We start from the raw sequence: 12917 nt of genomic DNA, 5'->3' as shown, positions 1-12917 counted from the left end.
AACAAGGAGTGTCATGACTAGGGTCCGGAACAGGTGGGCGCCTGCGCGTCGGAGGGGACTGGACGACTGTCTGCGCGCATGCGCGGCGCACGGCGAGAGGCTCGTCGGCGTCACCGACCGTCGGCGTGCCGAGCTCGCCGGGCGGCTGACGGAACTGCTGGTCGCAGCGGGCGCGTCCGCAGCCGTACCCGCCGACCGCTCGCCCACCCTGGCGGCCGGCGCCATCGCCCTGCTCAAGCGTGCCGTCAAGGGTACGGAAGCACCCTCCACCGGGATCGACGAAGCGCTGCTCGACGCCCTGCTCGCCGCCGCCGAAAAGGCACTTGAGTGCGGCGGCGACGAGTTGGACCTCGCCCTGGTGATCAGCAGCACGGTGCTGGCCGAGCGGAAGAACTCGCGCGCCGGCTGGCGGCTGCGCGCTCAGGTTCTCGATGCCCTCGGCCGTGAGGCCGAGGCGCTCGAAGCGTACGAGCGGTACCTCTCGCTCACCGACAAGGACAAGTTCGGCTTCGGCCCCCGCGTCGGCGTGCTGAGAACCGTGACCGCGCGGGAACAGGAACTGCTGGACCTGCTCGAACGCCAGGTCCCGCGAGCCCGGGAGTCCGCCGGGAGCCGCCCCGCCGACGAGCTGTGGGCCGCGGGCATCGCTCTGCACGCCGCCGGAGACTGGACGCGCGCCGAGCCGCTGCTGGTCGGCGCGATCCTCGCGTCGGCGGCCGACGGTACCCCGGCGAGCGACCGGCAGGATCTGCTCAGCCGGTACCTGGACCTGCGCACCGGCATCGTCGATGGTCTTCCGGCACTTCCCGTGCTCACCGACGCGTTCGCGCTCTACGCCGACCTGCGCCGGACCCGGATGCGCGCCCCGCTCGCCGATCCCACCATCGGCGGCGTGCGGTGGCTCAGCCTGGGTGAGTTCCGTAACCAGATCGCCGGCAAGTCCATCTGCGTGGTCTCCAACTCCGCCCGATCGGGCGAGAGTTCGATGGGCGCCGAGATCGACGCGTACGACCTCCGAGTGCGCCTCGACTCGTACAGGCTCGACCCGGAGCACACCGGCGTCCGTACCGACATCCATGTCACCGGCCACAACCACGGCCTCAACTGGGACGAGCCGGTGCTGACCCGGCTGGTCCTCGGCGGCAGCCCGAGCGACTGGAAGAGCTCGCTGCGCAGCCGGCTGGTATCCGGGGCGCAGGAGTGTCTGGGCGACGAGTCGTTGCGGTGGCCCGTGCGGAACATCGGCCGGATCGGCGCCGACCGCCTGCCGTCCGCCCCGACCAGTGGCTTCAACATCCTTTGGCTGCTGGACTTCCTGGACGTCAGCCCGACCATCGACCTGATCGGCTCCGACTATTACGAGAGCGGTGTCCGGCACGTTCCGGCAGCCATGGAACAGGGTGCCCCGCACGAGCCCGTCAGCGAGAAGGAATGGATCATGCGGCGGGCGCGGAGCGCGAACGCCATGCGGATATCCCTGCGGTGACCACTCCGTTTCCCTGGTGATTCCCTGTTGTTCGCCTGGGCGTCCTATTTCTTTCCCGCGCTTCCGCAGTCTTCTCCTCGGTCTCGGTGGTTACCTATCTTCTTCATAGGCGCAAGGAGGACTATGACGACGGCGGCGGGCGGTCGCTTCCTCGGGCTGAGCCGGAGAAGTGCTCGCGTGCCCGCTCCGTGCGCAGCGGAAAGCTCGTCAGCGGTCTCAGGAGCGAGGTGCCTGACGTGCTCCTCGCCGTCGGCGACGAGCCGACCACCACCCAAGGTGTGCGCATACGGCAGCGAGAAGGCGTGGGCCACGGAACGGGCCCACAGTGTCTCCGGCATGAGGAAATCCCTGAGATGACCACGAGTCCGATATCCGCCCCGGCGGCCCCCGCCGCCGACGGCTCCGCGCGCGTCCTGACAGGCAAGCGGCGCGTCGCCTTCGCGAGCTTCGTCGGCGAGGACGACCTGCCCGGCCTTCTCGTTCTGCTGCGCTCGCTGGCCCTGTCGAACCCGGGCGTCTGCGAGGACTTCATCGTCCTGCACGACGAGCTGAGCCCGGCCTCCTCGGCCGCGATACGTGCCCTGCACCCGCGCGTGGTCCTTCGCCGAGTCGACGCCGACCGCTACGACGAGTACGCCCAGGGCGCCGCGGACGAGCACCCGGTCCGCAACGCCTACTTCGCCCTCGACGTCTTCCGTGTCCGCGACTACGACACCGTGGTCGCCCTGGACCCAGGCATGGTGGTCCTCGGCCCCGTCACCGAACTCCTCGCCCTGCGCCACGGCCTCGCCGGAGTCGCGCAGGAAGCTGACGACGACGGGGAGCGGGTGCTCGGCAGCGGCCCGCTCGTCATTCAGAAGGAGTACCTCACCGACGCGTTCTGCGCGAAGATCGACGAGATCGGCCGGAGCGGCAAGTTCGAGCTCGGCCGACACGGCCGGGGCATCCTCAGCACGCTCCTCGCGGACGACTTCGTCGCCCTCGACCCGAAGTACAACGTCGTCGAGCAGAGCCTCTCCGGCGGCCTCCCGGTCCCCGAGGACACCGCGGTCCTGCACTTCGCCGACCGGGACAAGCCCTGGCGGAGCGGCGGGGCGGGGCACGGCCGGGCGCGCGAACGCCGGGCCGGATTCGACATCACCGACGCCGAACTGCACGCCGCCTACCTCAAGGCGCCCGGTCCCCACCACCACGACCTGCTCGTCCACTACGGCACCCCGCACGTCGAGCGCACCCGCGATGTCGCCACCGCCCGCCGGGTAGCCCTCGCGCACATGGGCGCCGGTGACTACCAGAGCGCCGTCGACGTCCTGGAGAGCGTGCACATCCCGGTCGACGAGGCCTGGCCCCACGAGGTGTTCGGGCACGCCCTGATGAGCATCTCCCGCTACGAGGAGGCCCGCGCCCAGCTCCTCCTGGCCACCGCGGACCCCAGCCGGGCGGCGCCCGCCTTCTCGCGGCTCGCGCAGATCGCCTGGGTGCACGGCGACGACGCCCAGGCCCAGAAGTACGCCCTGGCCGGGCTCGACATGGAACCCATGCACAAGGCCTGCCGCACCTGGTACCAACGCTCCGCCGAGGCCCCGGCCGGACAGGCCGGAATCGCCGAGGACCAGCTCGCACACGTCGCCTTCTACATGGACCGCCAGGGCAACGCGGGCGACAAGCTGCTCCCGGAGAGCGTCCGGCTCGCCTTCGGCCCCGACACCGGCTCCCGCCGCTGGCACCCCGTGCACGCCCACCGTCTCTTCGACGAGGCGGCCCTGGAGCGCGTCAACGCCCGCAGGGGCCTGGTCATCGGCGGCGGCGGTCTGTTCATCCCGGACACCATGCCCAACGGCAGCAGCGCCTGGCAGTGGAACGTCCCCGGCGAGCTGCTGAACCGCATCGACGTACCGATCGCTGTCTACGCGGTCGGCTACAACGCCTTCGACGGCCAGTCCTACCGGGCGGAGACGTTCCGGTCGGCGCTGCGCCAACTCGTCGACCGCTCCTCCTTCTTCGGGCTGCGCAACCACGGCTCGATCGAGAAGGTCCGCGCGTTGCTGCCGGCCCGCCTCCACGACAGGGTGCGCTTCCAGCCCTGTCCGACCACGGTCACCCGCCAGCTCGTCGCCGGCTGGCAGGACCCGGCCGAGCGCGAGGACACCATCCTCCTCAACGGCGCCTACGACCGCGCCGGCCTGCGCTTCGGCCACGACTACGGCTACTTCCTCGCGCAGCTGGCCAAGGCCGTCGAGGGCCTGGAAAAGCTCGGCCGGGTCAAGTGTGTCGCGCACTCCCTCGGCGACGAGAGGCTCGCCCTCGACCTGCGCCGCGAGCACGGGGTGTCGCTGCCCGTCATCCCCATGTACGACTTCGAGAACGACGAGATCCGTGACCAGTACGCCCGTACCAGGCTGGTCATCGGTATGCGCGGCCACGCCGGCATGATCCCGTTCGGCTGCGGCACACCCATCATCAGCCTCATCTCGCACCCGAAGATGGCCTACTTCCTGCGGGACATCGACCGGCCCGAGTGGGGTGTCTCCGTGCATGACCGCAACCTCGCCGACCTGCTCGTGGAGCGCTCCCGCGAGCTGCTGCACGACCACCCGAAGACAGTCGCCGACGTGCACGGCAGGCAGCAGGAGCTGTGGAGGATCACGCAGGAGAACGCGGCCGATCTGCGCGCCCTGCTGGGCGGCTGAATCATCGCGACGGGACTGCCCGATGTGCCGTCGGCATCAGCAACCGCCCCGACGCGACGACGCCCGCCCGGTGGGCGGGTGGATCAGCCGGTGATCCACCCGCCCGCCGGGCGCTGTCGTCCGGCGTCCGGGCTCAGCGGCGTACCGCCTTGCGCAGCGCACGCGCCTGCCGCACCACTCGACGCGCGGTGGAGTTGCGGGGCACGAACGCCAGTCGGTCCGGGAGGCCGCCGGGCAGCCCGAGCGAGGTCAGCCGGCGACGCCTGAAGTAGTGCTGGGTGCGCGGCCCGAAGTGCTGCGAAAGATAGCGCTCCGTCGCCGGGCGCAGCCGCGGGTTGATCTGCGGCTGCATGGTGAACCCGAGCGCGGTGACCAGACCGTCCAGCTGGCCGGCGGGGAGGACGGCGGTCCCGGCCGTGTCCTCCAGGTCCGGCAGCAGCGCGTCGGCCAGCGCGACCGGCACCCGGTTGCTGTTCTGGTAAGGCGTCAGGCGTTCCAGCATCAGGCCGGTACCGATGCGGGCGACCGGCAGGTCGTAGAACGCGGAGGCCGTGAACAGCGCGGTCGAGAAGCAGCCGACCACGAGTGCGGGCCGGGTCTTCTCGAACAGCACCTCGGCGAGCACGGGCGTGTCCAGCACCGTGAGCTCGACGCCGAGCTTGGCGGCCTCGGTCTCCAGGGCGCGGCTGTAGCGGGCCGGCGCGGTCGGGTGCGGCTTGAAGACGATGGCCCGGTGTCCGCGGCCGACGGCGCCGCGCATCATCCGCACATGCAGGTCCTCCTCCTCCTCGGGGGAGAGGATGTTCAGCGCGGACAGGTACTGACCGAGCAGCAGCGCCGCGTTGTCGGGCAGCGCGGGCAGCTCCGGTACGGCGCCGCCGAGCCCGTTCAGCACCTTCAGGAACGCGTCCGCCGGCACGACCTCCGCGGGTACGTCGAACTCGGTCAGCAGCAGCGGCGTCAGACCGGGCACCAGGTCCAGGTGCAGCAGCCGCCGCACCCGGGTGCCGACCAGCGGGTCGAGCTTGTTGCGGGTGGGGCCGTAGCTCATCAGGCCGTCGGCGTAGACGTCGATGCGTGCCCCGGTGAAGATCTGCGCCACCGTGAAGGCGGGGCTGACCTGGATGGACTCCAGGACCAGCTCCACCCGGTCGTCGCCGAGGTCCCACAGCAGCCGCAGATGGCGTTCGAAGAGCGGGATGTCGTCGTTGCGCGGCGACCATGCCCCGGGATGGAACGGACGAATGGTCTCGTTCCAGGACAGCAGGCCGTCGAAATGACCACTCAGCGACTCGAACCCCGGCATCTCGTCGACGCCGGGGGTGGTCTCCGGTGTCGCTGAGTTGTTGAACACAAGGAGCAGGCGGCGGTCGGCCTCCGCGAACTGGTCGGACTCGATCGCGGCGGCCAGGGTGGCGGCGCCGTACAGCGTCGAGACGCAGAAGATCTGGGTGGTACGGGACATCAGGCTGCCGCCTTCGCAGTGGTGATCCGGCGTCGCAGCCGCCGCAGTTTCGAGGAACGGCTCAGGTCCATGGTGTCGAGTACGTCACCGAGCATGTCCTGCGGCATGCGCTTTATGGCCGCCGCGCTCATCGACCGCAGCTGCCGGGCGACGGCCGGTTCGAACTTGTCGATCTCCGAGAGGTGGTGGGCGATGATCGCGCAGTACGTCCGCACCGCCTTGGGCAGCAGCCGGTCGGCGTCGGGGTCCGCGGCGGTCTCCTCGACGACCTGGTCGAAGGCCCGGATGAAGTCGAGCTGGCGGATATCACCGATTTGAGTGAGCGAGGAGGCGACTCCACGCCGGTAGAAGACACCCAGCAGACTCACCACGGCGAACGACTCCGCCTCGCGGTGCAGCTTCCAGATCCACGGCCGGTCCTCCGCCGTGCGCAGCCCGTCGGTGAAGTGCAGCAGCCCCCGGTCGAGCAGTCGGCGGTGGTAGGCGCCGGCCCAGGCGTACGCGTAGTCCACCGAGGTCGACCGGTCCGCGGGCAGGATCGCCTCGCGCGGGTTCATCACCTCGTCGCGCCGCCCGTGCGGGACCCGGTGCACCGTACGGCCGCGGTTGGCGGTCTGTACGTGGTCGGTGCGGATGAAGTCGCAGCCCAATCCCTCGATGGCCGAGACAAGTTCACCGAGATAACCCGGTGCGAGCCAGTCGTCACCGTCCAGGAAGGTCAGGTACTCGCCCCTCGACGCGTCGAGGCCGGTGTTGCGCGCGGTGGCGAGCCCGCCGTTCTTCTCATGCCGGACATAACGGACTTGGGCGACTTCTGTAAGTTCCTCGGCCGCCCGCTCCAGGATCGCAGGCGTTTCATCCTTCGAATGGTCGTCCACCAGCACGAACTCGAAGTCTTCCCGGGCGTTCAGGCGAAGGCTTCTGAGTGTGTCCGGGGCGTACTGCTGAACGTTGTAGAACGGCACGATGACGGAGAGCTTCGGCACACCGGGGGGCCTGTGCGGCATTCCGGATGCATAACTTTCCGGTACGGAAACTGTGGGTGAACTCAAGGGGTCGGAACGGTTCATTCCAGGTACTTCCTGGTCATCGGCGGGCCAGTTGGGCTGTCGGTAGACTTCTGTTAACTCTTTGTTGAGTTGAGGTTGGGTTATACCTAAGAAATGGTTCCTAGCGTCGTGGGTGTGCCACCTAGTGCAACGAGTACAACGAAGTCCCTACGGGTTGCGGTACTGGCGGACTCCGACACCCGCTGGAAGTGGGGTGCGCTGACCGCGGGTCGCATTGCTCCCGGTCCGTCCATCGAAGCCGGATCGCGCGCCGATGTGCAAGTCGGTCCCGCTCTGACCGGATTCCTCCTGCGGGGCCGGGCCACGCCCACGCCGCGTCAGCTGGCGGAGGTGGGCGTCAGCGCGGACTCCGTCCGAGAGGTCACGGCCGTGGAATTCCTGCGCGCCATGGAGCAGGAGTCGTACGACGTCGTGATCCTCGCCCTGGTCGGCGGCGCCGTCCAGGCGATGGTGCACGGCCTGCGGCGGATCTGGGACGGCCGAGCCAAGCGTCCCGTGGTCGTCACCGGCTATGTCGGCGTCGTCTACGAGAAGCTCGCCGACGGACTCCTGCTGCGGCACGGTGCGGACCTCGTCCTCGCCAACTCCCGCCAGGACGCGGACCGTTTCCGAGCTGTGTACGAAGGAGTAGGCGCCGACGCCTCGTCGGTCACGGAGGTCGCACTGCCCTTCCTCGGCGGAGCCCCCTACCGCAAGGGGAACGACCCGTACACGGTCGTCTTCGCCGCCCAGCCCTCCGTACCGGACAGCCGCAAGGACCGTACCTACCTGCTCAACCGGCTGATCCAGCACGCGAGACTGCACCCGGACCGCGAGGTGCTGCTTAAGCTGCGCTCCAAGCCGGGCGAACACACCACACACATCGAGGAGTTGCCCTACCAGAAGCTGGTCCAGAAACTGGACCCGCCGGCCAACTTCCGCCTCGTCTACGGGCACATGGGCGAGGTCCTCGACAGCACCGACCTGCTCATCACCATCAGCTCCACGGCCGCCCTGGAATCCCTGCACCGCCGTATCCCCACCGTCGTCCTCAGCGACCTCGGGGTGCGCGAGGCGCTCGGCAACCACCACTTCGTGGGCTCGGGATGCCTGGCATCATGGGACCAGCTCGACGACGGGTTCCAGCCCACACCCAACGCTGCCTGGGTGTCCCGGCAGGGGGTCGCCGCCGACGGGTCGTACGAGACGGCCTTCGACGTCGCCCGCTTCCGTATCAGCGAGCTCCTGGAGTCGTCGGCACTCCCGCCCCTTGCCCCTTACTACACACCCGTGAGCGCGCCCGGATATCTCCCAGGTATTCTCGCTCGGCACCACCTCGGCCCGGACGGCACCCCGCTGCCCGGAGCGCCCGCGGCGGACCGGGACCCCAGTCCCGTACGGCAGATAGTCCGCCGAGCCGCCCGTGGCGCCTACCGCCACGGTGTCCAGCGCGTGGCGCCGGTCATCCGGCGGATGGGCGAGCTGTGAGCGCCCGCCTCCCACGCGTCCCTCGTCAAGGAGAACAACGAATGTCCAACTCGGAAGCCGGTCAAGCGGGCCGGTCGGCGCCGGTGCGCCGGGTACTCGCGGTGATTCCCGCGCGCGGCGGCTCCAAGGGCGTCCCCGCGAAGAACCTCCTCCCGGTCGGAGGTGTGCCGCTGGTGGCCCGCGCCGTGCGCGAGTGCCGCGCCGCGCGCCTCGTCACGGACGTCGTGGTCTCCACCGACGACCAGGCGATCGCCGCCGCCGCCCGCCAGGCCGGCGCCGAGGTGGTCCTGCGCCCCGCCGCCATCGCCGGCGACACCGCGACCTCCGAGGCCGCCGTCCTGCACGCCATGGACGCCCACGAGGCCCTGCACGGCGCACCGGTCGACGTGGTCCTGCTCGTCCAGGCCACCAGCCCGTTCATCATCCGTGAGGACATCGACGGGGTCTCGGCCGCCGTCGTGGAGAACGGTGCGGACACCGCGGTCACCGTGGCCGCCTTCCACGGCTTCATCTGGCGCGACGCCGACGACGAGGCCACCGCTGTCGACACCGCCTCCACCGCGTCGGTGGGCGGACCGTCCGTGACTTCCATCACGACTGCCACGACCGGCGGCTACGGCGTCAACCACGACAAGGCCTTCCGCCCGCGCCGCCAGGACCGCCCCCAGGACCTCCTGGAGACCGGCGCCGCGTACGCGATGAACGCGGCCGGCTTCCGCGAGCACCAGCACCGCTTCTTCGGCCGTACGGAACTCGTGCGCACCGACCCCGCGCGGGTGCTGGAGATCGACGACCCGCACGACCTCGCCCGTGCCCGGGCGCTGGCGCCCCTCTTCGACGCCAACCGCCCCGGCACCCTCCCGACCGCCTCCGACATCGACGCGGTCGTCCTCGACTTCGACGGCACCCAGACCGACGACAGGGTGCTGATCGACTCCGACGGACGGGAGGTCGTCTCCGTGCACCGCGGCGACGGCCTCGGCATCGCGGCCCTCCGCAAGAGCGGCCTCTCGATGCTGATCCTGTCCACGGAACAGAACCCGGTCGTCGCCGCCCGGGCCCGGAAACTACAGATTCCGGTCCTCCACGGCATCGACCGGAAAGATCTCGCACTCAAGCAGTGGTGCGAGGAACAGGGCATCGCGCCCGAGCGCGTGCTCTACGTCGGCAACGACGTCAACGACCTCCCGTGCTTCGCCCTCGTGGGCTGGCCGGTTGCGGTCGCGAGCGCCCACGACGTCGTGCGCGCTGCCGCACGCGCGGTCACCACCGTCCCCGGCGGCGACGGCGCGATCCGAGAGATCGCCAGCTGGATCCTCGGCCCTTCTCTCGATTCCCTCGACAAGTAAGGAACCACACCCCCATGAACAACTCCCGTCTGCGCAACTTCGGTTCGAAGACCGCCGGCCCCGGCCACCCGGTCTACGTCGTCGGCGAGATCGGCATCAACCACAACGGCGAGCTGGAGAACGCGTTCAAGCTGATCGACGCCGCCGCCGAGGCCGGATGCGACGCCGTCAAGTTCCAGAAGCGCACCCCGGAGATCTGCACCCCGCGTGACCAGTGGGACATCGAGCGTGACACCCCCTGGGGTCGGATGACCTACATCGACTACCGCCACCGGGTGGAGTTCGGCGAGGACGACTACCGCAAGATCGACGAGTACGCCAAGAGCAAGAACATCGACTGGTTCGCCTCCCCGTGGGACACCGAGGCCGTCGCCTTCCTCGAGAAGTTCGACGTCCCGGCCCACAAGGTGGCGTCCGCGTCGCTGACCGACGACGAGCTCCTCCGCTCGCTCCGCGCCACCGGCCGTACGGTCATCCTCTCGACCGGTATGTCCACCCCGAAGCAGATCCGTCACGCGGTCGAGGTCCTCGGCTCGGACAACATCCTGCTCTGCCACGCGACGTCGACGTACCCGGCGCAGGCCGAGGAGCTCAACCTCCGCGTCATCAACACCCTCCAGGCCGAGTACCCGAACGTCCCGATCGGCTACTCCGGTCACGAGACGGGCCTGCAGACCACCCTCGCGGCGGTCGCCCTGGGTGCTACCTTCGTCGAGCGCCACATCACCCTGGACCGCGCGATGTGGGGCTCCGACCAGGCCGCCTCCGTCGAGCCGCAGGGCCTCGTCCGCCTTGTCCGCGACATCCGCACCATCGAGGCCTCCCTCGGTGACGGCGTCAAGAAGGTCTACGAGTCGGAGCTCGGCCCGATGAAGAAGCTGCGCCGCGTCACGGGCGTCGTGGCGGAGGCGGAGATCGCCGACGCCGCCGGTGAGCCGGTCTCGGTCTGAACCCCTTAAGACGGGACGGTCGTACGTCGATGAGCCCCCGCGCCGGGTCCACCGGCCCCCACACTCTCGCTTTCGTCGAGAGTCCGGTACAGCTCCTGAACGTGCTGGAGTGGGCGCACGCCCATGCCCTCCGGTCCGAGCAGGACAGTGCTCCGGCGCCCGGCGGGGCGCCGGCCGGGGGGACCGCCGGTCCCCCCGGCGCGGGGCTCATCCTCGTCGTCCTCTCACCCAACGACCCCATGACACGCGGCCAGTTGCGCCGTATGGCGGACCTGGCCCGCGACGAGGGTTACGAGGTCCGCTGGGAAGAAGCGCGCGGTGGCACCGCGGCTCCCTTCCAGACGATCGGCGGCCTCGCCCCGCTGCTGCGCAGGGCCCGCCGCATCGTCATGGGAGACCCGTTCTCCCGCTACGTACAGCTCCTGCTGACCATCACCCGGGCCCGTAACCTGGTGGTAGTAGACGACGGCACGGCGACGATGGAGTTCGTCGCCCAACTGGCCCGCGGTGAACGCCTGGTGCGCTGGCACCGGCGCGGCGGCCGCCCCGGCCCGCGGGACCTGATCTTCGCGCCGGTCTCGTCCTCGGCCCGGCGCCGCCTCACCCCCTCCGAGAGACGGTCGGTGGAGGTCTTCTCCTCGATGCCGATCGAATCGGTCCCGGAGGGCGTCCACCTCACCTCGAACGACTTCTCCTGGACCCGCGCCCGCTTCGGCCCGCCCCGCATCACCAAGGGCGCGGACCTGGTCGGCACGTCCTTGGTCGAAACCGGCGTCGTCGACCCGGACCACTACCTGGAAGCGGTCCGCACCCTCGCCAAGGCCCACGGCGCGACCCGCTACTTCGCCCACCGCCGGGAGAGCACCGAGAAGCTCCACCGGCTGGCCACGGAGATCGGGCTGGAGATCGTCCGCCCGGACCTCCCCCTCGAACTGATCGCCCGCCGGGGCCCCATCGGCCGTACGATCCTCAGCTTCCCGTCGACGGTCGTGCACACCCTGCCGCTGGCGCTGGTCGGCACCGAGGTGCGGGTCGCGGTGTGCGACATCGACCCGGCATGGCTCACGGACAGCGCCTCGCCCCGGGCGGAGGGGTTCCTGTCGGGGGTGACGGGGACGGCGCGGGACGTGACCCGCTTGTCCGCGGTGACGGTGACGCCGGTCTGACCCGGTCCCGCCCGGTCCTGTCCTATCGTTGCGGGCGGGACAGCCGGGCGGGGGAAGGGGAGTCGTGGCGACTCGGAGTGAGCGGTCGCGGATGGCGGCCACGGGGGACGAACACCGGGTGACACCGGCGGAGCTCTTCTTCGACCTGGTGTTCGTGTACGCGATCACTCAGGTCACCGCGCTGATGGCGGCGGATCCGACGGTCCTGCGGCTGCTCGGCGGGGCCGTGGTTCTCGCGCTGCTGTGGTGGTGCTGGTGCTGCTTCGCCTGGCTGGGCAATGTCGTACGGGCCGACTCCGGGCCGGTGTTCGCCGTGCTCATCGCCGTGATGGCGGTCGTCCTCGTCGTTTCGCTCACCGTGCCCGACGTCTACGCCGACGCGCCGGGCGGCCTGCCCACCCCCCTCGTGTTCGTGCTCTGCTACGGCACGGTCCGCATCCTGCACCTCGTCACGTACTGGCTCTCCGACCGCGAGGACCAGGCCCTGCACGCCACCCTCCGCCGGACCGCCCTGCTGTCGGTGGCACCGCCGTTCGCGCTGCTCCTGGTGGGCAGCGCCTTCACCGGGAGCACCCAGATCCTGATCTGGCTGGCCGCGGTGCTGATCGACTACCTCGGCATCTACGTCACCGGATCCTCGGGCTGGCGGGTGGCCTCGCCCGGTCACTTCTCCGAACGCCATGGACTGATCGTCATCATCGCCCTGGGCGAGTCGATCGTCGCCATCGGCGTCGGGGTCTCCGGACTGCCGGTGAACGCCCCGGTGCTCCTCGCGGCCCCCGCGGGCCTGCTGGTCGTCGCCGGGCTGTGGCGCCTGTACTTCCGCCGGATCAGCGAGCCCGCCGAGCACCGCCTCGCGGCCCTGGAAGGCGACGACCGCACCCGCTTCGCCCGCGACGTCTACACCTTCCTCCACCTGCCGCTGGTGGCCGGCGTCGTCCTCACCGCCCTCGGCATGAAGAAGACCCTCCAACAGGTCGCCGACACCCACCACTACGACCTGTCCGAGCCGCTCCACGGCGTGGTGGCCTGGGCCCTCACCGCGGGCGTCGGCCTCTTCGTCCTCGCCGCCGCCGCGATCCTCCTCCGGACCACCGGCCGGGCCTCCGCGGCCCTCATCGCCGGAGGGCTGGTCCTGCTCTGCGCGGGCCCGGCGGTCGCCCTCATCCCGGCGCTGCTCGCCCTCACGCTGCTGGCCGCGGCCGTCGCGGCCCTGGTGTTCCTCGACCGGCGGACGGCCGACGCCGGGGCTTGAACCGCGGGGGCCATCGGGT

The 12917-nt window shown here is 70.3% G+C and carries 9 protein-coding genes; 7 read left to right on the top strand and 2 right to left on the bottom strand.

All coding sequences use genetic code 11. From position 1 onward, the window contains the following. Nucleotides 1-13 precede the first annotated feature (13 nt). Together ACFVKT_RS28710 and ACFVKT_RS28705 are read left to right on the top strand one after the other, a co-directional pair. Nucleotides 14-1486: a hypothetical protein gene (locus tag ACFVKT_RS28710; RefSeq protein ID WP_385736736.1), complete on the top strand. Its 1473-nt coding sequence runs from the start codon at nucleotides 14-16 to the stop codon at nucleotides 1484-1486. Nucleotides 1487-1839: 353 nt separating this feature from the next. After that, entirely contained in the window at nucleotides 1840-4176 is a 2337-nt protein-coding gene (locus ACFVKT_RS28705; protein WP_385736733.1) for a polysaccharide pyruvyl transferase family protein, read from the top strand. A 133-nt stretch (nucleotides 4177-4309) separates the two neighbouring features. Here the strand turns inward: ACFVKT_RS28705 and ACFVKT_RS28700 are convergent, their stop codons facing one another. Both ACFVKT_RS28700 and ACFVKT_RS28695 read right to left on the bottom strand, forming a co-directional pair. Then, nucleotides 4310-5641, bottom strand: a complete 1332-nt coding sequence (locus ACFVKT_RS28700) for an alpha-2,8-polysialyltransferase family protein (protein ID WP_385736731.1) — start codon at nucleotides 5639-5641, stop codon at nucleotides 4310-4312. Beyond that, nucleotides 5641-6627 (bottom strand): glycosyltransferase family 2 protein, encoded by a 987-nt coding sequence (locus ACFVKT_RS28695; protein ID WP_385737321.1) that lies wholly within the window; start codon nucleotides 6625-6627, stop codon nucleotides 5641-5643. Before ACFVKT_RS28695 ends, ACFVKT_RS28700 begins: the two co-directional genes overlap by 1 nt. A gap of 177 nt (nucleotides 6628-6804) precedes the next feature. Here ACFVKT_RS28695 and ACFVKT_RS28690 point away from each other — a divergent pair, with 177 nt between their 5' ends. The 5 genes from ACFVKT_RS28690 (at nucleotide 6805) to ACFVKT_RS28670 (ending at nucleotide 12898) form a co-directional block, all read left to right on the top strand. After that, nucleotides 6805-8178, top strand: coding sequence for a DUF6716 putative glycosyltransferase (locus tag ACFVKT_RS28690; RefSeq protein WP_385736728.1), 1374 nt, complete (start codon nucleotides 6805-6807; stop codon nucleotides 8176-8178). 41 nt (nucleotides 8179-8219) lie between these two features. Continuing rightward, nucleotides 8220-9527, top strand: coding sequence for a cytidylyltransferase domain-containing protein (locus ACFVKT_RS28685; protein WP_385736726.1), 1308 nt, complete (start codon nucleotides 8220-8222; stop codon nucleotides 9525-9527). 14 nt (nucleotides 9528-9541) lie between these two features. After that, a complete protein-coding gene (locus ACFVKT_RS28680) occupies nucleotides 9542-10477 on the top strand; it encodes an N-acetylneuraminate synthase family protein (RefSeq protein WP_385736723.1) in 936 nt (311 codons plus the stop codon). A 29-nt stretch (nucleotides 10478-10506) separates the two neighbouring features. Continuing rightward, a complete protein-coding gene (locus ACFVKT_RS28675; protein ID WP_385736721.1) occupies nucleotides 10507-11643 on the top strand; it encodes a hypothetical protein in 1137 nt (378 codons plus the stop codon). A gap of 64 nt (nucleotides 11644-11707) precedes the next feature. After that, entirely contained in the window at nucleotides 11708-12898 is a 1191-nt protein-coding gene (locus ACFVKT_RS28670) for a low temperature requirement protein A (RefSeq protein WP_385736718.1), read from the top strand. Nucleotides 12899-12917: the final 19 nt, after the last annotated feature.

The organism is Streptomyces sp. NPDC127595, assembly GCF_042671685.1.
Lineage (GTDB): Bacteria > Actinomycetota > Actinomycetes > Streptomycetales > Streptomycetaceae > Streptomyces.
The sequence above is the reverse complement of the archived record's forward strand: the minus strand, read 5'-3'. Positions and strand labels throughout refer to the sequence as shown.

Bases quoted from the DNA above. Each gene is read 5' to 3' on its own strand.
- ACFVKT_RS28705 (WP_385736733.1), top strand. From the start codon at position 1,840: ATGACCACGAGTCCGATATCCGCCCCGGCGGCCCCCGCCGCCGACGGC.
- ACFVKT_RS28675 (WP_385736721.1), top strand. From the start codon at position 10,507: ATGAGCCCCCGCGCCGGGTCCACCGGCCCCCACACTCTCGCTTTCGTC.
- ACFVKT_RS28680 (WP_385736723.1), top strand. From the start codon at position 9,542: ATGAACAACTCCCGTCTGCGCAACTTCGGTTCGAAGACCGCCGGCCCC.
- ACFVKT_RS28710 (WP_385736736.1), top strand. From the start codon at position 14: ATGACTAGGGTCCGGAACAGGTGGGCGCCTGCGCGTCGGAGGGGACTG.
- ACFVKT_RS28685 (WP_385736726.1), top strand. From the start codon at position 8,220: ATGTCCAACTCGGAAGCCGGTCAAGCGGGCCGGTCGGCGCCGGTGCGC.
- ACFVKT_RS28690 (WP_385736728.1), top strand. From the start codon at position 6,805: ATGGTTCCTAGCGTCGTGGGTGTGCCACCTAGTGCAACGAGTACAACG.
- ACFVKT_RS28700 (WP_385736731.1), bottom strand. From the start codon at position 5,641: ATGTCCCGTACCACCCAGATCTTCTGCGTCTCGACGCTGTACGGCGCC.